This window comes from Arthrobacter burdickii, assembly GCF_030433645.1.
In the GTDB taxonomy this organism is placed as follows: domain Bacteria; phylum Actinomycetota; class Actinomycetes; order Actinomycetales; family Micrococcaceae; genus Arthrobacter_D; species Arthrobacter_D burdickii.
On the sequence record NZ_JAROCG010000001.1, the window covers coordinates 2,079,852 to 2,104,504 of the forward strand.

At 69.0% G+C, this 24,653-nt stretch carries 22 protein-coding genes; 20 read left to right on the top strand and 2 right to left on the bottom strand.

Annotation, left to right across the window (positions count from 1 at the left end; all coding sequences use genetic code 11):
- Position 1 precedes the first annotated feature (1 nt).
- The 9 genes from lysA (at position 2) to P5G52_RS09705 (ending at position 11,461) form a co-directional block, all read left to right on the top strand.
- The gene (gene lysA, locus P5G52_RS09665; RefSeq protein ID WP_301226866.1) at positions 2–1,531 is read left to right on the top strand and encodes a diaminopimelate decarboxylase; all 1,530 of its coding nucleotides are present in this window, start codon (positions 2–4) and stop codon (positions 1,529–1,531) included.
- Complete coding sequence (locus P5G52_RS09670; RefSeq protein WP_301226868.1) at positions 1,528–2,859, top strand: homoserine dehydrogenase; 1,332 nt, start codon at positions 1,528–1,530, stop codon at positions 2,857–2,859. The genes lysA and P5G52_RS09670 overlap by 4 nt, the downstream gene beginning before the upstream one ends.
- Positions 2,860–3,963 (top strand): threonine synthase, encoded by a 1,104-nt coding sequence (thrC, locus tag P5G52_RS09675; protein ID WP_301226870.1) that lies wholly within the window; start codon positions 2,860–2,862, stop codon positions 3,961–3,963. It begins immediately after the preceding gene.
- A 1-nt stretch (position 3,964) separates the two neighbouring features.
- Entirely contained in the window at positions 3,965–4,954 is a 990-nt protein-coding gene (gene thrB, locus P5G52_RS09680) for a homoserine kinase (RefSeq protein ID WP_301226872.1), read from the top strand.
- A gap of 333 nt (positions 4,955–5,287) precedes the next feature.
- Positions 5,288–7,456 (top strand): transcription termination factor Rho, encoded by a 2,169-nt coding sequence (gene rho, locus P5G52_RS09685; protein WP_301226874.1) that lies wholly within the window; start codon positions 5,288–5,290, stop codon positions 7,454–7,456.
- A gap of 235 nt (positions 7,457–7,691) precedes the next feature.
- Positions 7,692–8,771 (top strand): peptide chain release factor 1, encoded by a 1,080-nt coding sequence (prfA, locus tag P5G52_RS09690; protein ID WP_301226876.1) that lies wholly within the window; start codon positions 7,692–7,694, stop codon positions 8,769–8,771.
- Positions 8,772–8,773: 2 nt separating this feature from the next.
- Positions 8,774–9,646 carry a peptide chain release factor N(5)-glutamine methyltransferase gene (prmC, locus tag P5G52_RS09695; RefSeq protein ID WP_301226878.1) on the top strand — a complete coding sequence of 291 codons (873 nt, stop codon included), beginning with the start codon at positions 8,774–8,776 and terminating at the stop codon, positions 9,644–9,646.
- Entirely contained in the window at positions 9,643–10,638 is a 996-nt protein-coding gene (locus tag P5G52_RS09700; RefSeq protein ID WP_301226880.1) for a glycosyltransferase, read from the top strand. Before prmC ends, P5G52_RS09700 begins: the two co-directional genes overlap by 4 nt.
- Positions 10,639–10,699: 61 nt before the next feature.
- Positions 10,700–11,461: an L-threonylcarbamoyladenylate synthase gene (locus P5G52_RS09705; protein ID WP_301226882.1), complete on the top strand. Its 762-nt coding sequence runs from the start codon at positions 10,700–10,702 to the stop codon at positions 11,459–11,461.
- A gap of 153 nt (positions 11,462–11,614) precedes the next feature.
- Here the strand turns inward: P5G52_RS09705 and P5G52_RS09710 are convergent, their stop codons facing one another.
- A complete protein-coding gene (locus P5G52_RS09710; protein ID WP_301226884.1) occupies positions 11,615–12,619 on the bottom strand; it encodes an NAD-dependent epimerase/dehydratase family protein in 1,005 nt (334 codons plus the stop codon).
- Positions 12,616–13,617 carry a glycosyltransferase gene (locus P5G52_RS09715; protein WP_301226886.1) on the bottom strand — a complete coding sequence of 334 codons (1,002 nt, stop codon included), beginning with the start codon at positions 13,615–13,617 and terminating at the stop codon, positions 12,616–12,618. The genes P5G52_RS09710 and P5G52_RS09715 overlap by 4 nt, the downstream gene beginning before the upstream one ends.
- Positions 13,618–13,811: 194 nt before the next feature.
- On the opposite strand from P5G52_RS09715, the gene P5G52_RS09720 reads away from it, so the two are divergent.
- The 11 genes from P5G52_RS09720 to atpD all read left to right on the top strand — a co-directional run bounded on the left by P5G52_RS09720 (position 13,812) and on the right by atpD (position 24,648).
- Entirely contained in the window at positions 13,812–15,797 is a 1,986-nt protein-coding gene (locus P5G52_RS09720; RefSeq protein ID WP_301226888.1) for a polysaccharide biosynthesis protein, read from the top strand.
- Positions 15,794–16,816: an MraY family glycosyltransferase gene (locus tag P5G52_RS09725; protein ID WP_301226890.1), complete on the top strand. Its 1,023-nt coding sequence runs from the start codon at positions 15,794–15,796 to the stop codon at positions 16,814–16,816. Before P5G52_RS09720 ends, P5G52_RS09725 begins: the two co-directional genes overlap by 4 nt.
- A gap of 147 nt (positions 16,817–16,963) precedes the next feature.
- On the top strand, positions 16,964–17,473 hold the full coding sequence (locus P5G52_RS09730; protein ID WP_301226892.1) for a Cg1360 family ATP-synthase-associated protein: 510 nt from the start codon (positions 16,964–16,966) through the stop codon (positions 17,471–17,473).
- Positions 17,474–17,528: 55 nt separating this feature from the next.
- The gene (locus P5G52_RS09735; RefSeq protein WP_301228752.1) at positions 17,529–17,789 is read left to right on the top strand and encodes a hypothetical protein; all 261 of its coding nucleotides are present in this window, start codon (positions 17,529–17,531) and stop codon (positions 17,787–17,789) included.
- A gap of 85 nt (positions 17,790–17,874) precedes the next feature.
- The gene (atpB, locus tag P5G52_RS09740; protein ID WP_301226894.1) at positions 17,875–18,696 is read left to right on the top strand and encodes a F0F1 ATP synthase subunit A; all 822 of its coding nucleotides are present in this window, start codon (positions 17,875–17,877) and stop codon (positions 18,694–18,696) included.
- A 75-nt stretch (positions 18,697–18,771) separates the two neighbouring features.
- On the top strand, positions 18,772–18,987 hold the full coding sequence (locus P5G52_RS09745) for an ATP synthase F0 subunit C (RefSeq protein ID WP_019481292.1): 216 nt from the start codon (positions 18,772–18,774) through the stop codon (positions 18,985–18,987).
- Positions 18,988–19,036: 49 nt separating this feature from the next.
- Positions 19,037–19,591 carry a F0F1 ATP synthase subunit B gene (locus tag P5G52_RS09750; protein WP_301226898.1) on the top strand — a complete coding sequence of 185 codons (555 nt, stop codon included), beginning with the start codon at positions 19,037–19,039 and terminating at the stop codon, positions 19,589–19,591.
- On the top strand, positions 19,591–20,403 hold the full coding sequence (locus tag P5G52_RS09755) for a F0F1 ATP synthase subunit delta (protein WP_301226900.1): 813 nt from the start codon (positions 19,591–19,593) through the stop codon (positions 20,401–20,403). Before P5G52_RS09750 ends, P5G52_RS09755 begins: the two co-directional genes overlap by 1 nt.
- An 84-nt stretch (positions 20,404–20,487) precedes the next feature.
- Positions 20,488–22,122, top strand: a complete 1,635-nt coding sequence (atpA, locus tag P5G52_RS09760; protein ID WP_301226902.1) for a F0F1 ATP synthase subunit alpha — start codon at positions 20,488–20,490, stop codon at positions 22,120–22,122.
- Positions 22,123–22,210: 88 nt separating this feature from the next.
- Positions 22,211–23,104, top strand: a complete 894-nt coding sequence (locus P5G52_RS09765) for a F0F1 ATP synthase subunit gamma (RefSeq protein WP_301226903.1) — start codon at positions 22,211–22,213, stop codon at positions 23,102–23,104.
- An 80-nt stretch (positions 23,105–23,184) separates the two neighbouring features.
- Positions 23,185–24,648, top strand: a complete 1,464-nt coding sequence (atpD, locus tag P5G52_RS09770) for a F0F1 ATP synthase subunit beta (protein ID WP_087076255.1) — start codon at positions 23,185–23,187, stop codon at positions 24,646–24,648.
- Positions 24,649–24,653: the final 5 nt, after the last annotated feature.

Genomic DNA, 24,653 nt, shown 5'->3' on the forward strand with positions numbered 1-24,653 from the left:
CGTGGCTGCCGAAGCATCCCCGCTCGCCCCGGAGTGGCTGTCCGTTCCCGCCGACCCGGCCCGGCTCGACGCCAAGCTGTGGGCCGAGGACGTGGACCGCGGACCCGACGGCGTGCTGCAGGTCGACGGGATCCCCGTGACCGAGCTCGCCCGGCAGTACGGCACGCCCCTGTTCGTTCTGTCCGAGCGCGACTTCCGCACCCGTGCCGCCACGTTCCGCGACGCGTTCGACGACGCCTTCCGCGACCTGTGCGGGGGAGTGGACGTCTTCTACGCGGGCAAGTCCTTCCTCTGCACCGAGGTGGCGCACTGGGTCCGCGAGGAAGGGCTCGGGCTCGACACCTGCTCCGGCGGCGAGCTCGCCGTGGCCCTCCGCGCAGGCCTGCCCGGCTCCCGTATCGGACTCCACGGGAACAACAAGTCGGCGGCTGAGATCACGCGCGCCATCGACGCGGACCTCGGACGGATCGTCGTCGACAGCCTCCAGGAGGTCGCCCTCGTGGGGGATCTCGCCCTGCAGCGGGGCCGCCAGGCCAACGTCATGCTCCGCCTCACGCCAGGGGTCCACGCGCACACGCACGAGTTCATCGCGACGGCCCACGAGGACCAGAAGTTCGGACTCTCCCTGACCACCGAGCAGGGTCCGGGGCAGGTGGACGGGGCCGACGGCGATGCCTCCTCGCCTGCCGCGCGCGCCGTCGCGGATGCCCTGGCCCACCCCGGCATCAACCTCCTCGGCGTGCACTGCCACATCGGGTCGCAGATCTTCGAGCCCGAGGGCTTCGAACTCGCGGCGAAGCGGCTGCTGGGATTCCTGGCCGGAGTCCGCGACCGCCACGGGGTCGAACTCGCGGAACTCGACCTCGGCGGGGGCTACGGCATCGCCTACACCGAAGCCGACGAGCCGCGCCCCGCCGCGGAGATCGCGCGCGCCATGGCCGCCGTCGTCGGTGCGACCTGCCGCGAACTGGGACTGCGGGTGCCCCGGATCTCGATCGAACCGGGCCGCGCCATCGTGGGCCCGACGACCTTCACCCTCTACACCGCGGGCACCACGAAGACGGTGCGCGTCGACGCGGCCGCGAACGGGTCCGAGGTGGTGGAGGACACCTCCGTTACGCATCCGCGACGCTATGTGTCGGTGGACGGGGGCATGAGCGACAATGCCCGTCCGGTGCTCTACGGCGCGGATTACTCGGCCGTTCTGGCCTCGAGGACCCCGGAGGCGAGCCCCGTGCTCTCCCGTGTGGTTGGAAAACACTGCGAGAGCGGTGACATTGTGGTGAGGGACGTCTACCTCCCCGATGACACCGGAGCCGGCGACCTCCTCGCCGTTCCGGGAACCGGAGCCTACTGCTGGGTGCTGTCGAGCAACTACAACTACCTGACGCGCCCGCCCGTCGTGGCGGTGGCCGACGCTGCTGCCCGGTTCATCGTGCGCGGTGAGACCGAGGAGGACCTGTTCCGCAGGGACGTCCAGCGCGAACCCGCATTGCCAGCCACGGATTCAGGAGCACCACGGACCGCATGAACTCACCAGCAACGCCCCCCGCACAGCCCCTGCGCGTAGCCCTGCTCGGCTGCGGCAACGTCGGCTCGCAGGTAGCCCGCATCCTCCTCGAGGACGCGGAGAACCTCGGCCGCCGTGCCGGAGCCCCGCTCGAACTCGTCGGTATCGCGGTCCGAACGCTCGACGCCCGGCGCGACGTCGAGCTCCCGGCCGGCCTCCTCACGCTCGACGCCGAGGCGCTCGTCGAGGACGCGGACATCGTGATCGAACTGATGGGCGGCATCGAGCCCGCCAAGTCCCTGATCCTCCGCGCGATCGAGCACGGAGCGACCGTCGTCAGCGGCAACAAGGCACTCCTGGCCCAGGACGGACCGGAACTCTACGAGAAGGCGGACGCCGCGGGGGTCCAGCTGTCCTACGAGGCGGCCGTCGCCGGCGCCGTCCCGATCCTGCGGCCCATCCAGGACAGCCTCTCGGGCGACCGCATCACGCGCGTCCTCGGGATCGTCAACGGCACCACGAACTACATCCTCGACCAGATGGACACCACCGGCGCGTCCTTCGCCGACGCCCTCAAGGCGGCCCAGGACCTCGGCTACGCGGAGGCGGACCCGACCGCCGACGTCGAGGGCCACGACGCCGCCGCGAAGGCGGCCATCCTCGCCTCGCTGTCCTTCCACACGCGCTTCGCCCTCGAGAACGTCTTCTGCGAGGGCATCACGGCTGTCACGGCCGACGACATCGCGGCCGCCGCCGAGGACGGCTACGTCATCAAGCTCCTGGCCATCGCCGAGCTGCTGACCGACGACGCAGGATCCGCGGGCGCCGGCGTGCGCGTGCACCCGACCCTGCTGCCGAGGTCCCACCCGCTGGCCGCGGTCCGCGGAGCCTTCAACGCCGTCTTCATCGAGGCGGAGAATGCCGGCGAGCTCATGTTCTACGGCCAGGGTGCGGGCGGCACCCCGACCGCGTCGGCCGTGCTCGGAGACGTCGTCAGCGCCGCACGCCGCATGGTGCTGGGCGGCCCGGGACGCACGGAGACCACCACCGGCCACGTCCCGGCGCTGAGCATCGACACCGTGCGCACGAGCTACTGCATCGGCCTGGAGGTCGCGGACCAGCCGGGCGTCCTGGCGCGCATCGCGCAGATCTTCGCCGAGAACGGCGTGTCGATCGAGACCATGCGCCAGCGCATCCACCAGGGCGGGCCCGACGGCGGCACGACCGCCGAGCTGCGCATCGTCACCCACCGCGCACCCGAGGCGTCCCTCGCCGCGACCGTCAAGCAGGTCGCCGCGCTCGATGTCATCACCGCCGTCTCATCCGTTCTTCGAGTAGAGGGAATCTAAGTGGCCCACCAGTGGCGCGGAGTCATCCGCGAATACGCCGAACGCCTGCCAGTCACGGACGCCACCGAGGTCATCACCCTCGGCGAGGGCGGAACGCCGCTCGTGCACGCCCGGCATCTGTCCGAGCTGACGGGCTCGGCCGTCTACCTGAAGGTCGAGGGCATGAACCCCACGGGCTCCTTCAAGGACCGCGGGATGACCATGGCCATGACGGCCGCCGTCGCCGCCGGGGCGAAGGCCGTGGTCTGCGCGTCGACGGGCAACACCTCCGCCTCCGCCGCCGCGTACGCGACGCAGGCCGGCATCACGTGCGCCGTCCTCGTGCCGGACGGCAAGATCTCCATGGGCAAGCTCAGCCAGGCGATCGCCCACGGAGCCCAGCTCCTGCAGGTCAACGGCAACTTCGACAACTGCCTCGACGTGGCCCGCAAGCTCGCGGAGGCGTACCCCGTGTTCCTCGTGAACTCGGTGAACCCGGCACGGCTCGAAGGCCAGAAGACGGCGGCCTTCGAGGTCGTCGACACGCTCGGCGACGCGCCGGACTACCACCTGATGCCCGTCGGGAACGCCGGGAACATCAGCGCGTACTGGAAGGGCTACAAGGAGTACGCGGCGCCCTACGCCTCGATGCACGCCGGGGAGCTTCCCGCCGTCGCGACCCGCACGCCGATCATGTGGGGATTCCAGGCGGAGGGTGCCTCGCCGCTCGTCAAGGGCCACCCGATCACCGAGCCGGACACCATCGCCACCGCCATCCGGATCGGCAACCCGGCGTCCTGGGACTTCGCGGTCGCGGCGCGGGACGAGTCCGGCGGCCTCATCGAGGCCGTGACGGACGACGAGATCCTCGCCGCGCACCGCTGGCTGTCCTCGCGGGAGGGCGTCTTCGTGGAGCCCGCGTCCGCCGCCGGTGTCGCCGGGCTCATCAAGAAGCACGCGGAAGGGCTCGTCCCGACGGGCAAGACGATCGTCATCACCGTCACGGGCCATGGCCTCAAGGATCCGCAGTGGGCGCTGCGCACCGCGGACGGTTCGGATGTGGAGCCCACCAAGGTGGAGTTCGACGTCGTGAGCGTCGCTGCGGCGCTCGGGCTCGAAGACTGACATGGCCGGCCTCCACGCGGCACCCGCGTCATCGAATGTGCTCGACCTCCCGACGGTCGACGCCGGCCAGGACATCGTCGTCCGGGTACCGGCCACGAGTGCGAACCTCGGACCGGGCTTCGACACCCTGGGCCTCGCGCTGACGCTGCACGACACCGTGCGTGTCCGCACGACGACGTCGGGATTTACGACGGTGCGCGCCACCGGGGAGGGCGCCGAGGCCCTCCCGACCGACGAGACCCACCTCGTCGCGAGCTCGCTGATCAGCACCCTGCATCGCGCGGGGCGCCGTGCGCCCGGGCTCGAACTCGACACCACGAACGTCATCCCGCACGGCAGGGGGATGGGCTCCTCGGCGTCCGCGATCGTCGCCGGAGTCCTCGCCGGCAACGCCCTGCTCCCCGTCGGCGAACAGCTCGACGCCGAGCACCTCCTGCAGTGGGCAGCCACGATCGAGGGCCACCCGGACAACGTCGCGCCTGCCCTGATGGGAGCCCTGGCGATCTCGTGGGAGAGCGGCAGGGCCTACCACAGTAGGCGTGTCGAGGTGCACCCCGACATCATCCCCGTGCTCGCCGTACCGGACCTCGCGCTGTCCACGGAGAGCGCCCGGGCACTCCTCCCGCCGTCGGTCTCCCACCGCAGCGCCGCGGCGAATGCCGGACGCGCAGCCCTGCTCGTGCACGCCCTCGGTGCCGATCCGTCGCTGCTGTTTCCCGCCACGCAGGACTCGCTGCACCAGGACTACCGCGCGCCGGCCATGCTGCCGAGCGCTACCCTCCTGCGCGGACTGCGGGCGGCCGGTTTCGCCAGCACCATCTCCGGGGCAGGGCCGAGTGTCCTGACCCTCGCGGTGGGCGAGGCCGGGGCACGTGCGGCGGAGGACGCCGTGCGCGCACTGGTCGGGCAGGGGGACACGCCGGGGATCTGGCGGGTTCTCCGGCTGGCAGTGGAGCGGGAAGGTGCTAAAGTGGGAGTGCACCAAGGGTAGTAACCGCCCAGGCGGAATTACTGCGTCTGTTGAAACGTGAAAGTCTCCAACAGGCATCGTGTGCTTCTGTTGGGCCGGCCGTCCTCTTCTTCAGACCGCCGCGACACTGCAGGTTCCATCAGCAGTAGCACAGCCTCCGGTGTAGCCTCCGACCTTATCTTTGTGCGTGCGGACTTCTCCTTTCGCCCATCGACATCCTCAGGCTTCCAGCACACCCGGCCTGCCGGATCGTCTCCGGCTCGGCTGAACCCCGCCTGCTTTGACCTGCGGCACGGGGCAAACCACCGCGGACCACCGATCAGGTGGCCGCCCGACGAGGGGGAAGGATCCTTCGTGACTGACACCACTGACCTGTTACCAGGTGTGGCAACCCAAGACGCTGAAGCAACCGGCGCAACAACTTCCAAGAGCAGCGGCCTTGCGGGCCTGAAGCTCGCACAGCTCCAGGCCCTGGCCGGCCAGCTCGGGATCACCGGCGGATCGAGGATGCGCAAGAGCGACCTCGTGTCCGCGATCTCCGACCACCAGCGCGGTTCCGCCGTCGCCGACCGCCCCAAGGTCGCCGCGGTCCGCACCGAGCGCAGCGCCGATGCAGAGCGTCCCGCAGCCGAGGCCCCGGCCGAGGCCGCCGGCGACCGCGCCTCCGACGAGCAGTCCGCTCCGGCCGAGCGCCAGCCGCGCACCCGGAACCGCAACCGCCGGGCCGGCAGCGACGGCGTCGTGACCACACCCGCCTCCGACGCCGCCGTCGTCACGAGTGACCAGGTCGAGGCCCCCGTGCGCGACGCCGCTCCTTCGCGCGACGCCGCTGCGAACTCCGGCGACGGCGAGCAGCAGGACCGCGGCGACCGTGACAATGACCGCGACAACGGTGGCCGCAACCAGCGCAACCGCCGCAGCCGCCGCGGCGAGGACCGTGCGGACGTGCAGCCCGGGCAGAACGGCCAGCAGAACGATGGTCAGAACGGCCAGCAGAACGATGCCCAGAACGGGCAGCAGGGTGACGCCCAGGGCGACGTCCCGGCCGACCAGGGCGAAAGCCGCGGCGACCGCAACGACCGCCGCAGCCGCTCACGCAACGGACGCGACGAGGACCGCTCGAACGGCAACGCGAACGGCGAGAGCCAGAACGACGCCGGGCGCAACGGCAGCGAGCGCAGCGACAACCGCGGAAACGGCGCGAACGACGACGAGGGCCGCGGCCGCAACCGCCGCAACCGCGCGAACCGCAACGGCGCCGCCCCCACCGAGGATCGCAACAGCCGGTTCCGGGACCGCAACGAGCGCAACGACCGCCGCCGCGGCCGCAACCAGAACCCAGAGGTCGACGACGTCGAGGTCACCGAGGACGACGTCCTGCTGCCCGTGGCGGGCATCCTCGACGTCCTCGAGAACTACGCCTTCGTGCGTACCTCCGGCTACCTGCCGGGCCCGAACGACGTCTACGTGTCGCTCGCCCAGGTCAAGAAGCACAACCTGCGCAAGGGCGACGCCGTCGTCGGCGCGATCCGGGCACCCCGCGAGGGCGAGACCCAGGCCAGCGCACGCCAGAAGTTCAACGCGCTCGTCCGCGTCACCTCGGTGAACGGCAAGCCCGCCGAGGACCTGAAGGACCGCGTCGAGTTCGCGAAGCTCGTGCCCCTGTACCCCTCGGACCGCCTGCGCCTCGAGACGGATCCCAAGAAGATCGGTCCCCGCGTGATCGACCTCGTGGCCCCGATCGGCAAGGGCCAGCGCGGCCTGATCGTCTCGCCGCCGAAGGCCGGCAAGACGCTCATCCTGCAGTCGATCGCCAACGCCATCACGATCAACAATCCTGAGGTCCACCTCATGATGGTCCTGGTGGACGAGCGTCCCGAGGAAGTCACCGACATGCAGCGGACCGTGAAGGGTGAGGTCATCGCCTCGACCTTCGACCGTCCGGCCGACGACCACACCACGGTCGCGGAGCTGTCCATCGAGCGTGCCAAGCGCCTCGTGGAGATGGGCATGGACGTCGTCGTGCTGCTCGATTCGATGACGCGCCTCGGCCGTGCGTACAACCTCGCCGCTCCGGCGTCGGGCCGCATCCTCTCCGGTGGTGTCGACTCGGCTGCCCTCTACCCGCCGAAGCGCTTCTTCGGTGCTGCGCGCAACATCGAGAACGGTGGCTCGCTCACCATCCTCGCCACCGCGCTGGTGGAGACCGGGTCCAAGATGGACGAGGTCATCTTCGAGGAGTTCAAGGGCACCGGCAACATGGAGCTCCGCCTGTCGCGCAACCTCGCCGACAAGCGCATCTTCCCCGCCGTCGACGTCAACGCCTCGGGCACGCGCCGCGAGGAGAACCTGCTCTCGCCCGACGAGGTCAAGATCATGTGGAAGCTGCGCCGTGTGCTGTCGGGTCTGGAGACCCAGCAGGCGCTCGAGCTGCTCACCAACAAGATCCGGGAGACGCAGTCCAACGTCGAGTTCCTGATGCAGGTCCAGAAGACCACCCTGGGCTCCAAGGACTCCGACTAGTACCACCGGAACCGCCCGGAACGCGGCCCCGAAGCACGGACCTCCCGCAGGCGCAGAGCCTGCGGGAGTCCGGGCCCGGTGGCCGGTTCCAGGGCGGTTTTCTGGTTAACACCCGGCCGGGAACAGCATCCGGCGCCGGGATGACACGGATGACCGGCTTCCGCGAGGAGATCCGGTCATGTCTGCCATCCCGTCCTTCGTAGACTGGCTGTAACAGCCGAAAGAGGTACACCCGATGTTTGAGTCCATCCAGGGACTGCTCGACGAACACTCCGAGCTGCAGGACCAGCTCGCCGACCCCGCGGTGCACGCCGACCAGGCGCTGGCCCGGAAGCTCGGCCGCAGGTACGCGGAGCTCGGCCGCATCGTCGATGCGCACAACCGCTGGAGCACCCTGAACGACGACCTCGAGGCGGCCCGCGAGATGGCGTCCGAGGACCCCGAGTTCGCCGCCGAGGTGCCCGTGCTCGAGGAGCAGCTCGCCACCGCGCAGGAGCGCCTCCGCCGGCTGCTGATCCCGCGAGATCCCAACGACAGCCGCAACGTCATCATCGAGGTCAAGGGCGGCGAGGGTGGCGACGAGGCCGCACTGTTCGCCGGCGACCTGCTCCGCATGTACGCGCGCTACGCCGAGTCCCGTGGCTGGAAGACCGAGCTCATCTCGGCCAACGAGTCCGACCTGGGCGGCTACAAGGACGTCCAGATGGCCATCAAGGGGTCCTCCAACGATCCCGCCGAGGGCGTCTACGCGCGGCTCAAGTTCGAGGGCGGCGTGCACCGCGTGCAGCGCGTGCCCGTCACCGAGTCGCAGGGCCGTATCCACACCTCGGCCGCCGGTGTCCTCGTCCTGCCCGAGGTCGACGAGCCGGAGGAGGTCGAGATCAGCCAGAACGACCTGAAGATCGACGTCTACCGGTCCTCGGGCCCCGGCGGGCAGTCGGTGAACACGACCGACTCCGCCGTGCGCATCACCCACCTTCCCACCGGGATCGTCGTCGCGATGCAGAACGAGAAGTCGCAGCTGCAGAACCGTGAAGCCGCCATGCGCGTCCTCCGGTCCCGCATCCTCGCGCACGAGCAGGAGAAGATCGACGCCGCGAACTCCGACATCCGGAAATCGCAGATTCGCACCATGGACCGCTCGGAGCGCATCCGCACCTACAACTACCCCGAAAACCGGATCGCCGACCACCGGACCGGCTACAAGGCCTACAACCTCGACGCGGTCATGAACGGCGAACTCGAGCCCGTGGTGCAGTCCGCCATCGAGATGGACGAGCAGGCCCGCCTGGACGCCATCGGCACGGAAGAGTAGGCGTGGAGGAGGCCCTGCGGGCGGCCGAGCGGCAGCTCCGGGAGGCGGGTGTTCCCAGTCCCCGCGTCGACGCCGAACTCCTGGCCGCCCACCTGCTGGGCGTCTCCCGCGGCAGGCTCCGGGCCCTTGCCCTGACCGGCGCAGCGGCACCCGACGGCTTCGAGGCGCTCGTCGACGAGCGCGCCCGGCGCGTTCCGCTGCAGCACCTCACGGGCACGGCGCATTTCCGGCGCATCGACCTGGCGGTCGGCCCCGGGGTCTTCGTCCCGCGGCCCGAAACCGAGACGGTCGCGCAGCTCGTGATCGACCGTGCGGCGGGCCTCGAGGCCCCGAAGATCGTCGACCTGGGCACCGGGTCGGGCGCGATCGCTGCCGCCGTCGCCGACGAGGTGCCCGGCGCCGCCGTCTACGCCGTGGAACTCAGCGACCTCGCACTGGCCTGGGCTGCACCCAACCTGGAGCGGTTCGGGGTGCACCTGAAGCGTGGTGACCTCGCGACGGCCCTGCCCGAGCACAACGGTTCGTTCGACATCGTCGTATCCAACCCGCCGTACATCCCCGCGGACGCCGTCCCCAACGAGCCCGAGGTGGCCGAGCACGATCCGCAGATGGCGCTCTACGGCGGGGGAGCGGACGGCATGGAGCTGCCCCGGGCCGCTGCTTCCTCCGCGGCGCGCCTCCTCCACCCGGGCGGCTACTTCGTGATGGAGCATGCGGAGGTGCAGGCGCCCTGGGTTGCCGCGTTCCTCCGGCAGTCAGGTCTCTGGACCACGATCCGGACGCATCAGGACCTCAACGGCCGGGACCGCGCCACGAGCGCCGTGCTCGGCTCGGACAGCGCGTCGCTGGACACGACCGGAAAGGAAAGCCGATGACTGGATCCGCCATGGACCCCGGAGGGATGGACGCCGGAGGGATGAACGCCGGAGGAGCGGCCAGCGCTGACACGGGGGCCGACACGGGCGCCGAGAGGGGCATCGACACCGTCGCGGTCGCGGCCGTCACCTACGACCGGCACGAGGAGCTCGCCCAGCTCCTGCGTTCCCTCGCGGCGCAGAGCGCACCGATCGCGACCGTGGCCCTGGTCGACTCGGGCACGAAGCCGGCCACCGCCGTCGTCGACGCCGCGGCGGGGAGCATCCACTACCTCCGTTCGGAAGCCAACCTCGGCGGTGCCGGTGGCTTCGCGTTCGCCATCCTGGCAGCGATCGCGAGCGGCGCCCGGTGGATCTGGCTCATGGACGACGACGGCCACCCGGAGGACGAGCGCTGCCTCGCCGAACTGCTCCGCGCGGCGCACGAGCACGACCTCGATATCGTGAGTCCGCTGGTCGCCGCGACCTCGGATCCCACGCGCCTGTCCTTCAACTTCCGGATTCACGGCCTCCTCACGAACGACCGGGCGAAGCTGGAGCCGATGGGCTACCTGCCCGGCATGGTGCACTTCTTCAACGGTGCGCTGGTCCGGGCCGACGTGTTCGCGAAGATCGGACTGCCCGACATGAAGTTCTTCATCCGCGGCGACGAGGTGGACTTCCTGGCACGCGTGCGGAAGGCTGGCCTGAGGTACGGCACACTGGCGACGGTGGCCGTCCGCCACCCTGCGACCTGGTCGGAGATGAAGCCGATCTTCGGCGGCTTCATCACGCCGGTCATCCCCGAGGGCGACTTCAAGCGGTTCTCCTATTTCCGCAACCGGGCCTACCTGGCCCGCAAGTACCGTAACCTCCGGTGGTTCGGCGCGGACGTCATCGGCTTCCCCTACTGGTTCCTCACCCAGCGCGACATCAAGGGACTGCGCGCCTGGTTCGCCGCCTATTCGGCAGGCCTCCGGGGGACGGGCTTCGGTCCGCCGCCGTCCTCCTGACCGCGGACGCCGCGCCCCTCCCGATGTGCGGAGCGCCGTGCACGAGTGGAAGGATGGGCACGTGACCACCAGCTACGACTGCTCCGATCCCGTCCAGCGCAGGGAGGGGCTGACGGCCGCCCAGCGGGCGGTGTCGCTCAAGCAGTGCATCGTCCTGCCCACCGACACCGTCTACGGGATCGGTGCCGACGCATTCTCCCCGCAGGCCGTCGCCACCCTCCTCGCCTCCAAGGGCCGTGGCCGGAACATGCCCCCGCCCGTCCTCATTCCGCGGATCCAGACACTGGACGGACTCGCGACGGACGTCCATCCGGACGCGCGCAGGCTCGCCGAGGCGTTCTGGCCCGGGGGCCTGACGCTGATCTGCCATGCACAACCATCGCTCACCTGGGACCTCGGTGACACGATGGGGACCGTGGCCCTCCGCATGCCGGACGATGACGTCGCGCTGGAGCTGCTCACGATCACCGGTCCGCTGGCCGTGTCGTCCGCGAATCGGACCGGTCACCCCGCTGCGACCACGGCAGCCGACGCGGCCGCCCAGCTCGCCGAATCCGTCGCCGTCTACCTCGACGCCGGACCGCGGACGGCCGCCGACGGTACGGGGTCCACCATCGTCGACGCCACGGGCGAGGTCCTGCGCGTCGTCCGCCAGGGGACCCTCCCGCTGGAGCGCCTGCGCGAGGTGGTCCCGGACATCATCGGTATCGACGGGCAGGGCGGGAACGCCGAGACCGACGCCGGCCAGGCGCCTCCGGCCGCTGACACCGGGACCGACGCCGACACCAGGACCGACGCCGACCAGGCGCCCTCCGACCGCTGACGCCGGCCAGGCGCCCTCCGGTCGCTGACGCCGCGACCGACGCGGGCCAGGCGCCTCCGGCCGCTGACACCGGGACCGACGCGGGCCAGGCGCCCTCCGGTCGCTGACGCCGGGACCGACCCCGGCCAGGCGCCTTCCGGCCGCCGATGTGCCTCAGGTGCGGGCAGCGTCTTGCGGTCCTGCGTGCGGGCCCGGGTCCTCCTGGGACTCCGGGGCGCCCTGGTCGTTCCGATCGTGCTGTGCTCCCGCAAGGACCTCGCGCGCCCGCGCTGCCGGGACGATGCGCTGCGCCGAAGCCCATCCCGGTACCTGGTCCTGGCCGAACCACATCAACTCGACGCGGCGGACAGAACCGTCGAGGCGTCCGCGCAGCACGGACGACAGCGCGTACCCGCTCCCGACCGCGAACCGGCAGAGCGCTGCAGGCAGCACCCGCGGTCGGCCCCCGGCGGCTTCGAGGACGGTACGGACGGTGAGTCCCTCCCAGGGCTGGAGCACCCTGGGCGGTACCGGTCCCTCGTGCAGGCCGACAGAGAGGACCAGGTCGGCGAGGGCCTCGACGGACGTGACGGGGGACGGGGCGCTGCCGGGAGCGGCCACCGAGGCGAGGGGGGAGCGGGCCAGCTGCGCCAGCGCCGCCGTCGTCGGCCTGCCCTGACCCTGCACGGACGTGGCACGGATGGTGACCACCGACAGGCCGGGGTGAACGGCTGCTACCAGCGCGAGCGCCTGCTCGCCGAGGGCCTTGCTGCGTGAATAGGCGGAGAAGGGGCGGACCGTGTCCGTCTCGTCGAGCTTCGGCGTCCTGCCCTGCACGGCAGCACTGCTGAGGTGGAGGAAGCGTGGGACTCCCGCGGCCGCTGCGGCACGGGCGACGACGGCGGGCAGCAGGGCGTTCGCGCCCAGCAGGTCCGCTCCGCCGCCCGCGGAGGGAGTGGCGAGACCGGCCGCGTTGACCACGACCGCATGTCCCTGCAGGATCGCCTCCAGCTCCGCGGTAGCGACGCGTGCCGCCGCGTCCGCGATGTCATCCGCGGTGTCCGCCGTCGTCGTGAGGCGCGGCGCTGCGGCGGCGGAGGCGTCGATCCCCGAGGAGCGGAGCGCGCGGAGCACAGCTGACCCGACGAATCCGGAGCCGCCGAGGACCAGCCAGCTCATGAGGCGGTTCCCAGGGAGCCGGACGGGCCGGGCAGGGAAAGCGGTGGCTCGGGCGTCCAGTCCGGGTCGCGCAGGATGACCCGCGAGGCGCGCCAGCCGCGCCAGAGCGAGGACGCACCGGCGAGGGAGGACGCACCGGAGAGGGAGCGCTCGACGGCGACCAGCCGCACGAGCTCCTTCACCGCGGTCAGGACGGTTCCGACGCCAAACCCGACGCGGTGATGGCGGCCATGGAGCTGGAGATAGCGCGCGAGGTAGCCGCGATTGCGCATGCCGCAGAACCGCGAGAGGTCGCTCGAGTCGTTCAGGTGCCGGATCCCGAGGTCCACCTGGCGCTGCGCGCGGGTCTTCCGCAGGACGAAGGCGTCGATGTACGCCACCGGGTACCGCTGTGCGATGAGCCAGCCGTAGGTGAGGTCATCGCCGTTGAGGAAGAACCGCGCGTCGGGCAGCCCGATCTCACGCACCACGGGGGCGGCCACCAGCATGCCCTCGAAACAGCCCACGTTCGTGTGGAAGACCGGTGACTGCGCGAAGACGTTGCCGCGGACGGGCAGGTGGACGCCGAGGAACTCGTTGAGGGTGTGCTGCCAGAAGAACGGCCGTCCCTCGGTGTCGTACCGGCGGCCGTGGATGCAGGAATAGCGGTGCATCCAGGGGCCGAAGGATGCGAGGGCGTCGGGCAGCACGACGACGTCGTCGTCCATCAGCCACAGCCAGTCGGCCCCCTCGTCGAGGGCGCGTGCCACACCGGCCGCGAATCCACCCGCGCCTCCGAGGTTCCGGGCCGGCCGGTGCACGAGGACCGGCACCGGCAGATCGGCCTCCGCGAGGATCTCCGCAGTGCCGTCGGTGCTTGCGTTGTCGACCACGACGACTCCGGACGGTGCCGGGTCGAGGGCGGCGACGGAGTCGAGGAGTTTCCTGAGGTGTGCGGCCCGGTTGAAGGTGGTGATCACGATGAACACGCGCGGGGTGCCGGCGTCGGGGACGTGCAACGTGTTCCTTCCGGGCCGCGCCAGGGCTGTGGGGCAACAGGCCCGGCACAGGCGGTGCAGTTAGTATTCTCGGGTAATAGCAGTCTATTACACCGTGTTCCACCCCCGGCCGGTCCGGCCCTGCCGGTGCCGGGCCCCCGGCGGCCGCACCTCGGGGGAACGCGGTGACGGCCTGCATGACACCGTTAGGAATCATGGGACTCAACGAAGGCCGGGCTTCCGCCCGGACACCAGGCTCTGCCGGAACTCCCGCCGGGGAGAAGCCGGCGATCTGGCTGTGGTCGCAGTACCTGCTCGATGCGGCGGCCTGGATCGTGGCCATCGTCCTCGCGCTGATCCTCCGCTACGAGCTGCTGGTGAAGGAAGTCAACGTCGCCGGTATCGCGACCTTCTGCGCGGTGGCCGTCATCGCCCAGCTGGTGGTGGGCCTCAGCTTTGCGCTGTACCGGGGGAGGTACAGCTTCGGCAGCTTCCACGAGGCGAGACTGCTGGTGATCGTCGCCGTCCTCGTCGCCGTGATCCTGGTGCTCGTCAGCGTCGCGTTCTTCACCGTCATCGAGGTCCCGCGAAGCATCGGCATCATCGCCTTCCCCTTCGCGTGCATGTTCCTCGCGGCGACGCGCTACCTGAAGCGCATGTATGTCGAGGGCAAGGCGAAGCCGGGGGAGGACGCGCAGCGCACCCTGATCTACGGTGCCGGTTTCCTCGGCAACTCCCTCGTGGTCCGCATGATGCAGGATCCCGAGTCCCCCTACTTCCCCGTCGGCCTGATCGACGACGACCCGGCCAAGAAGCACCTCCGTCTGTCCACCGTGCCCGTCCTCGGCAGGATCGACGACCTGCGGGAGATCGCCACGCGGACGCAGGCCTCGATCCTCGTCATCGCCTTCGCCGACGTCGAGGCATCGCAGGTGCGCCGGGTCTCGGACCTCGTGGAGGGTCTCGGCATCAAGGTGCTCGTCCTGCCGCCGCTGCGCGACATGCTCGGCGCCGCGGGCGCGGGCATCGCGGACTTCCGCGAGGTGGCGGTGGAGGACCTGATCGGTCGGCGCCCCGTGGACATCCACCCGGACGAGGTGGCCGGTTACATCACCGGCAAGCGCGTGCTCGTCACCGGTGCCGGCGGATCCATCGGGTCCGAGCTGTGCCGCCAGCTGTCCGGCTTCGCGCCCGCCGAGCTCATCATGCTGGACCGCGACGAGACCGGGCTCCAGTCGACGCAGATCTCCCTCACCGGTCGTGGCCTGCTGACCGGACGCGACACCGTCCTGGCCGACATCCGCGACGCGGACGCGCTCCTGGACATCTTCGAGGACCGCAGGCCCCAGGTCGTCTTCCATGCCGCTGCCCTCAAGCACGTGTCGCTGCTCGAGCAGTACCCGGAGGAGGCCTGGAAGACGAATGTCCAGGGTTCCCTCAACGTCCTCCAGGCGTCGGCGGCCGTCGGCGTCACCAACTTCGTCAACATCTCGACGGACAAGGCGGCCGATCCGACGAGCGTGCTGGGCCACTCCAAGCGCGTCGCCGAGAAACTCACGTCCTGGCAGGCGGAGCGCACGGGGCAGAAGTACGTGTCCGTGCGGTTCGGGAACGTCATCGGAAGCCGCGGTTCCATGCTCCCCCTCTTCACCGAGCAGATCCGCAACGGCGGGCCGATCACGGTCACCGATCCCGAGGTCACCCGGTTCTTCATGACCATCCCCGAGGCCTGCCAGCTCGTCGTCCAGGCCGGGGCGATCGGCAGGGGAGGAGAGGTGCTCATCCTCGACATGGGCGAGCCCGTCCGGATCCTCGACGTCGCCCAGCGCATGATCGCGATGTCCGGCAAGGACATCGACATCGTGTTCACGGGCCTGCGGCCGGGCGAGAAGATGCACGAGGACCTGATCGGCGTCGGGGAGAACGATTCCCGGCCCCTGCACCCCAAGATCTCGCACACCTCCGTGGCGCCGCTCGATCCGCAGCAACTCAGCCTCACGGAGTGGAAGGACAAAGGCGGGTTCGGGGACGGCCGCCGCAGCATCGCTTCGCCCGAGGGCTCCTCAGCAGGTTCCACGGAGGGTTCACCTGAGGGCCCGCCCGGGCCGGGAGGCGTCCGGCACGACGGACCGGGCGCGACGGCGGCGCACCCGTCCACGCCGCACCCCACGCCCTCGCGGGCGGGGGGAGGACACTCGTGACGGCGCTCCTGGCAGTCGTCGCTGCCGTCGCGCTGGGGTTGTCGCTCGCGCTGCCCACCGTCGTCAAGCCCCTGCTGAAGCGCCTGGGCGTCATCGACATCCCGAACCACCGCTCCTCGCACAGCACCGTCGTGATCCGCGGGATGGGGGTTGCGGTAGCGGTGGCGATCCTCGTCGCGCTGGCGCTCTCGCTCGCGACCGGCCTCGTCGCCGTCGACCGGTCGCTGATCCTGGTCATCATCTGCATGGTGGGGGCATCGGCAACGCTCGGGTGGATCGAGGACTTCCGCGGCCTGCCGGTCCGGGTCCGCGCTTCCGCGCAGCTCCTGATCGGCGCCATCGGCACCGCGGCGCTGGCCACCACCATCGACGAGAGCAGCTACTGGTGGGTGCCCATCGGGGCGATCGCCGTCGCCACCTACATCAACGCCGCCAACTTCATGGACGGCATCAACGGCATCTCGGGCATGCACGGGCTCGTCGTCGGGCTCTTCTACTCCTACGCCGGCGTGCTGAGCGACCAGTTGTGGCTGACGGTCGCGGGGCTCGTGGTGGCCGCGGCGTTCGCCGGGTTCCTGCCGTGGAACCTCGGCCGGGGATTCGTGTTCCTCGGAGACGTCGGCAGCTACCTCCTGGGGGCGTCCGTCGCCGCGATCGCCGTGACCGGCCTGCTGGCGGGGGTCTACCTCGAATACCTGCTCTCGCCCGTGCTGATCTACCTCGCGGACACGTTCACCACGTTCGTCCGCCGAGCCCGCAGGGGGGAGCGCCTCTACATCGCCCATCGGCAGCATGTGTACCAGCGGCTCACCGACACCGGCCTCAGCCACGTCCAGGTGTCCCTCTTCGTCAGCATCCTGTCCGCACTGACGGGAGCGGCCGGCTTCGTGCTCGCCACCGCACCGGCGCCGCTGGCGGTCTCCGCCTCGCTCTTCGCCGCCGCCGTCGTCGCCCTGTACCTCTACTCCCCGCGGATCTTCCGCGCGCTCGCCCGTCGGCGCGCGGCTGCCACATCCTGACCGCTCCGGGCGTGCCGTTCACGGTGCGGTAGAATTTCAGGCGCCGGTGCGGCGTGTTCTCCACGCGCACCCGCACCACCCTCCCGACGCCGTCGACGGAGGACCAGCAGGGCGCCGGACGGCGCAGCCGACAGAGCGGACCAGCACGTGCCACGACCGGACCACCCGGCGAACGGAGCCCAGCCCCTCGTGGCCGCAGCGGAGGCCACCGCGTCCCCCTGGCTGCGCATCCTCGCGAGAAGCGCCGCTGCAGGCGGGGCGATCGCCCTGGTGCTCGCGGTCGCCGCGACCCTCGCGACCTCCGCCGCCGCCGGTGCCAGCGTGCTGTTCGGTGCGGCGCTCGTGATCACCTTCTTCGGTATCAGCCTCCTGATCGGGCACTTCACCGGCAGGACCAATCCCTCCGGTGCGCTCGGGCTCTTCGCCGTCACCTACGCGATCAAGGTCGTCGGGTTCGCCGCCGTCCTGTTCCTCCTCGGGACGCCGGACTGGCTCGACCGCACCTGGTTCTTCACCGGGGCGCTCGCGACCGTCGTCGCCTGGCAGGTCGCGGAGGTCTTCGCATTCTCCCGCCTGAGGACACCCCTGTACGACGACGCCGCGTCGGACGGGCCGGCGGGCGCAGCACCGCCCGCCGATCCGCTGGAAGGACGCTGACGTGGCGGGCGTCACGCCCGACCCGGACGAGGGTCCCGGAACGCCGCCCCAGGACGTGGACGCGCGCTATTCCAACGGCGGCTACAACGCCGGCATCGCCGTCTTCAGCTACATGATTGGCGGGATCGCGGTGTGGAGTTTGATAGGCTGGGGGCTGGATAATCTCCTCGACATGCGCTGGTTGGTGCTGGCGGGAGCGTTCTTAGGTGCAGCAGGGGGTTTCTACCTCTCCCACATGCACAACCTCACCCGGAACCACACCCCGAAGCCGCAGGGCGGGCGGACCGTGCCCGGGCCCGAGGCTGAACGCGAGTGAATCCCCATAACTTAACGAGTCGGACCAGTTCCACTGCGACCGAACAGATCTTGCCCAACGATGGACACTGCAGAGAGGAAACGCGTTGATCGCGCTTGCGCTCCCGGCCGCAACTACCGAAGAGGGATTCGTAGCCCCGACGATCGAGGACACCCACTACCGGGACATCCTCCCCTGGGGTGACCACTACGGAGTCTGGTTCGACCCCGGCTTCGGCAAGCAGATGCTCATGGTCATCCTGTCGGTGATCCTCATCGCAACCTTCTTCCTCGTCGCGTCCCGCCGCCAGCAGCTGGTGCCGGGGAAGGTGCAGTTCCTCGGTGAGTCGGCCTACGGCTTCGTCCGCAACTCCATCGGCAAGGACATCATCGGTGGCCGGGACTTCCTCAAGTACGTCCCCTGGCTCTTCACCGCCTTCTTCTTCGTGCTGGTGAACAACATCTTCGGCGCCATCCCGTTCCTCCAGCTGCCGAGCTTCTCGCACCCGGGCAGCGCCTACGCCATCGCGGCGATCTTCTACATCCTCTGGGTGGGTATCGGTCTCAAGAAGCACGGCCTGCGCTACTTCAAGCTGGCCGTCGTCCCCTCGGGCGTGCCCTGGTACATCCTCCCGATCGTCGTGCCGATCGAGATCATCTCGAACTTCATCGTCCGCCCGGTCACCCACTCACTGCGACTCTTCGCCACGATGCTCGCCGGTCACCTCATCGTGACCCTGGCCGGCTCGGCGATCGAGTACATGGTCTCCACCGGCAACATCCTGCTACAGGGTACGAGCGTTCTGGTCCTCGTCGGGGCCGTCGCCATGTACATGCTCGAGGCGCTGATCATGATCCTCCAGGCCTACGTCTTCACGCTGCTCGCCGCGATCTACATCGAAGGCGCACTGCACGCCGACGCCCACTGATTCACAACAAGTCTTCCCCGTCGGGGATGATCCCAAACAACCTGTCGCAGCAAGCGGCATCTTGAAAGGAACACAATGGAAGTACAGGGTAGCCTCAACCTCGTTGGATACGGTCTCTCCGCAATCGGCGGTGGTATCGGTGTGGGTCTCGTGTTCGCGGCCTACATCAATGGCGTAGCTCGCCAGCCTGAGGCACAGCGTGTCCTCCAGCCCATCGCCTTCCTCGGTCTGGCACTGACCGAAGCCCTCGCGATCCTGGGTCTCGTCTTCGCCTTCGTCATCGGCGCCTGACACCCCGTCCAGATCGTTCGAAGACACGTTGAAGAAAGACGGGTGAAAAATGCTTAAGGCAGCAATTATGGCGGCGGAAGAGGGATCGAGCCCGCTCGCACCGAACTGGTGGGAATTCCTTGTAACGCTTGCCGGCTTCGCCGTGCTGATGTTCATCGTCATCAAGTTCGTCATGCCGGCGTTCGAGAAGACCTTCGCAGCGCGTACGGAGGCGATCGAAGGTGGTATCGCCAAGGCCGAGGCCGCCCAGGCCCAGGCCAACGCGGCGCTCGACGAGTACAAGCAGCAGTTGGTAGAGGCTCGCACCGAGGCCAACCGGATCCGTGAGGAAGCCCGCGCTGAAGGTGCGCAGATCCTCGCGGACCTCAAGGAGAAGGCTGCCGCCGAGTCGGCACGCATCTCGGAGCAGGCGCACGTGCAGATCGAGGCCGAGCGCCAGGCCGCCGTGGTCTCGCTCCGCGCCGAGGTCGGTACGCTCGCCACGGATCTCGCAAGCCGCATCGTCGGGGAGTCCCTCGCGGACGACGCCCGTTCGGCGCGCGTGATCGACCGCTTCCTCGCCGACCTCGAGACGTCGTCGCAAAGCGCAGGTGCAGCGAAGTAATGGCAGGAGTATCGAGCGTCTCCCTGGCAACGGTCCGTGAAGGACTGGAGTCCCGACTGCCGGGTGCAACCCTCGCATTGGCCGAGGACCTGTTCGGCGTGCTGGCGATCCTCGACAGCAATGCCGGACTGCGCCGCGCGCTGACCGATCCGTCCCGCACCGGCAAGGACAAGTCCGTGCTGGTCGACCAGCTCATCGCCGGTCGTGTCTCACCCGAGGCAGCCGACGTGGTCAAGGACCTCGTCAGCCAGCGCTGGGCCAACGCACGCGACATCGGGGACGCCCTGGAGACCCTCGCGGCGACCGTGGTGATCTCGGTCGCCGAGCAGGGCAGCGGGGCGGAGGGCCTGGACCAGCTCGAGAACGAGCTGTACTCCTTCATGCAGGTAGTCGCCTCGAACCACGCCCTGCAGCGCGCCCTGTCCGAAGCGCAGGCCACGCCGGAGTCGAAGGTCGCACTCGGCCTGAAGCTCGTTCCGCAGGCAGGACCTGCCGGCAGGCTCCTCATCGCGCAGGCCGTGCGGGCACCGCGCGGACTGAAGCCGGCGGCCCTCGTCGAGAGGTTCCTCGAACTCGTCGCCGCACGCCAGCAGCGCTGGATTGCCAACGTCAGCGTCACCCGTCCGCTGACGGCAAGCCAGCTCGATCGGCTGGAAGCCGGGCTGAACGCGATGTACGGCCGCGAGCTCAAGGTCAATGTGAACGTCGATCCCTCACTCATCGGGGGAGTCCGTGTCAGCGTCGGAGACGAAATGGTCGACTCCACCGTGGTCACGCGCTTGTCCGAACTCCGCCGCAGGCTGGCGGGATAGGCGCGCGCGCCTTGTCACACCCACTGAATCACACCCCGGTCGCCACGCATCTGGTGATCACAACACAGGAGAGCAGGGACTGAGATGGCCGAATTGACCATCAACGCCGAAGACGTCCGTAGTGCGTTGAACGACTTTGCGGCGTCCTACGAGCCCGGAAACGCGGAGCGCGTCGAAGTCGGACGCGTCACCACCGCCAGTGACGGCATTGCCCGTGTCGAGGGTCTTCCCTCCGTCATGGCCAACGAGCTGCTGCGGTTCGAGGACGGCACGCTCGGACTCGCCCAGAACCTCGACACCCGTGAAATCGGTGTCGTCGTCCTCGGTGACTACAACGGAATCGAAGAAGGCCAGGAAGTACACCGCACGGGCGAGATCCTCTCCGTTCCCGTCGGCGACGCCTTCCTCGGCCGCGTGGTCGACCCCCTCGGCCAGCCCATCGACGACCTCGGCGAGATCGTCGCCGAAGGACGCCGCGCGCTCGAGACCCAGGCTCCTGGCGTCACGCAGCGCAAGTCGGTGCACGAGCCCATGCAGACCGGGCTCAAGGCCATCGACGCGATGATCCCGATCGGCCGCGGCCAGCGTCAGCTGATCATCGGCGACCGCCAGACCGGCAAGACCGCCATCGCCGTGGACACGATCATCAACCAGAAGGCCAACTGGGCTTCCGGCGACGTGAACAAGCAGGTCCGCTGCATCTACGTCGCGATCGGCCAGAAGGCATCGACCATCGCAGCCGTCCGCCAGACCCTCGAGGACAAGGGTGCGCTGGAGTACACGACCATCGTCGCGTCTCCCGCCTCCGACCCCGCGGGCTTCAAGTACCTGGCTCCCTACGCCGGGTCGGCCATCGGCCAGCACTGGATGTACGGCGGCAAGCACGTCCTCATCGTGTTCGACGACCTGTCCAAGCAGGCAGAGGCCTACCGTGCGGTGTCCCTGCTGCTCCGGCGCCCGCCGGGACGCGAAGCCTACCCGGGCGACGTGTTCTACCTGCACTCCCGCCTCCTCGAGCGTTGTGCCAAGCTCTCGGACGAGCTCGGTGCGGGCTCGATGACGGGGCTCCCGCTCGTCGAGACCAAGGCGAACGACGTGTCGGCCTACATCCCGACCAACGTCATCTCCATCACCGACGGCCAGATCTTCCTGCAGTCGGACCTGTTCAACGCCAACCAGCGTCCCGCCGTGGACGTCGGCGTGTCGGTGTCCCGTGTAGGCGGCGCCGCACAGGTGAAGTCGATGAAGAAGGTCTCGGGCACCTTGAAGCTCGACCTCGCCCAGTACCGCGACATGCAGGCCTTCGCGATGTTCGCCTCCGATCTGGATGCAGCCTCACGCCAGCAGCTGACCCGCGGTGCACGCCTGATGGAACTGCTCAAGCAGGGCCAGTACTCCCCGATGCCGGTGGAGCAGCAGGTCGTCTCCATCTGGGCGGGAACGAACGGGCACCTCGACGACGTACCGGTCGAGGACATCAACCGCTTCGAGACGGAGTTCCTGGAGCACCTCGGCCACACCTCGCCGATCCTCACCACGCTTGCCCAGACCGGCAAGCTCGAGGATTCGACCGTCGAGGAGCTGAAGACGCAGATCACGAACTTCAAGCAGGGCTTCTTCGGTACCGGTGCGAACGGGATCCACCCCGGCCACGAGGAGCACGAAGCGATCGACGCCGATTCGGTCGAGCAGGAAAAGATCGTCAGGCACAAGCGCTAGAGGATCTGCTGCCGGGAGGGGCCCGACCCCTCCCGGCGTGCAGGACCCTGGCCTGATCGCTTCCCCGGGAGCGAAGGAAAGGACAAGAATGGGAGCCCAGATCCGGGTCTACCGCCAGAAGATCGCCTCGACCACGTCGACGCGGAAGATCTTCAAGGCGATGGAACTGATCGCGACTTCTCGCATCGGCAAGGCGCGTACGCGTGTCGCCGCTGCGCTGCCGTACGCGAACGCGATCACACGTGCCGTTTCGGCCGTGTCGTCGCAGACGGAGATCGACCACCCGCTGACCACCGAGCACGGTCAGGTGCGGCGAGCAGCCGTACTGGTGATGGCCTCCGATCGCGGCCTCGCCGGTTCGTACTCGGCCAGTGCCCTGAAGCAGGCGGAGGGGCTCTTCGAGACGCTCCGCTCCGAGGGCAAGGAGATCCAGGCATACCTGGTCGGACGCAAGGCCCAGTCGTACTTCGACTTCCGTGGCCGCGCCTACGAAAGGATCTGGACCGGAGGCACCGATGCTCCCGAGTTCAGTGTCGCCCGCGAGGTCGGTGAGGCGCTCCTGTCCACCTTCCTGAAGGACTACGAGGACGGTGGCGTGGACGAGATCCACGTCGTCTACACCAAGTTCCGGTCCATGGTCGTGCAGGAGCCGTCCGTCATGCGGCTGCTCCCGCTCGAGGTCGTGGACGAGGACGAGGCGCAGGACGGCGAGCTCCTTCCGCTCTACGAGTACGAGCCCGAGCCCGAGCAGGTCCTGGACGCGCTCCTTCCGAGGTACATCGAGGCGCGCATCTTCGCCGCCATGCTGCAGGCAGCGGCGAGCGAACTCGCAGCGCGCCAGCGGGCCATGAAGTCGGCAGGCGACAACGCGACCGAGCTCATCAAGAAGTACACGCGCCTGCGCAACACCGCCCGCCAAGCGGAGATCACCCAGGAGCTCTCGGAGATCGTGGCCGGCGCGGATGCGCTGAACGCCTCCTGACACCCCATCCGGGTCCTCGCGGGCGCCGGGTGCACAGCTAGACTTGTTTCCACGCCATCTACGTAAATGAAGTGAGAGAGATGACTGCCCAGACTGTTGAACACGGTACGGACTCAGTTGCCCCCGGCGCCACCGGCCGTATTGCACGTGTCATCGGCCCGGTTGTCGACGTCGAGTTCCCGGCCGACGCAATCCCCGCAATGTACAACGCGCTCACCACCGAGGTCACTCTCAACGGTGTGACCCGCCTGATCACCTTCGAGACCTCGCAGCACCTGGGTGAGAACCTCGTCCGCGCCATCTCCCTGCAGGCCACCGACGGACTCGTCCGCGGCACCGTGGTGCAGGATACCGGTGCCCCCATCTCCGTGCCCGTCGGCGACGGCGTGAAGGGCCACATCTTCAACGTCCTGGGCAAGCCCCTCGACGTCGAGGAGTCCGCCCTCGAGATCACCGAGCGCTGGCCGATCCACCGCAAGGCACCGTCCTTCGCGTCGCTGGAAGGCTCCACCGAGATGCTCGAAACGGGCATCAAGGTGATCGACCTCCTGACCCCCTACATCAAGGGTGGAAAGATCGGCCTCTTCGGTGGTGCGGGCGTCGGCAAGACCGTCCTCATCCAGGAGATGATCACGCGTGTGGCCCGCAACTTCGGTGGCACCTCGGTGTTCGCCGGCGTCGGTGAGCGCACCCGTGAAGGAAACGACCTCTGGGTCGAGATGGAAGAAGCCGGCGTCCTCAAGGACACGGCCCTTGTATTCGGCCAGATGGACGAGCCGCCGGGAACGCGCCTCCGCGTGGCCCTCTCGGCCCTGACCATGGCGGAGTACTTCCGCGATGTGCAGAACCAGGACGTGCTGCTCTTCATCGACAACATCTTCCGCTTCACCCAGGCAGGCTCGGAGGTGTCGACCCTCCTCGGCCGTATGCCGTCCGCCGTGGGTTACCAGCCCAACCTGGCCGACGAGATGGGCCTCCTGCAGGAGCGCATCACCTCGACCAAGGGCCACTCGATCACGTCCATGCAGGCGATCTACGTCCCTGCCGATGACTACACCGACCCGGCTCCGGCAACCACCTTCGCGCACCTCGATGCGACCACCGAGCTCTCCCGCGAGATCGCGTCCCGTGGCCTCTACCCGGCCGTGGACCCGCTCGCCTCGACCTCGCGCATCCTGGACCCGCAGTACATCGGGCACGACCACTACAACACGGCCGTGCGCGTGAAGCAGATCCTCCAGAAGAACAAGGAACTGCAGGACATCATCGCGATCCTCGGTATCGACGAGCTCAGCGAAGAGGACAAGGTCATCGTCGCGCGAGCGCGTCGTATCCAGCAGTTCCTCTCGCAGAACACCTACACGGCCAAGCAGTTCACCGGCGTCGAGGGCTCGACGGTCTCCATCAAGGACACCATCGAAGGCTTCGCGGCGATCTGCAACGGCGACCTCGACCACATCGCGGAGCAGGCGTTCTTCAACATCGGTGGCCTCGACGACGTCGAGCGCCAGTGGGCCAAGATCCAAGCTCAGACCGGTAAGTAACGCTG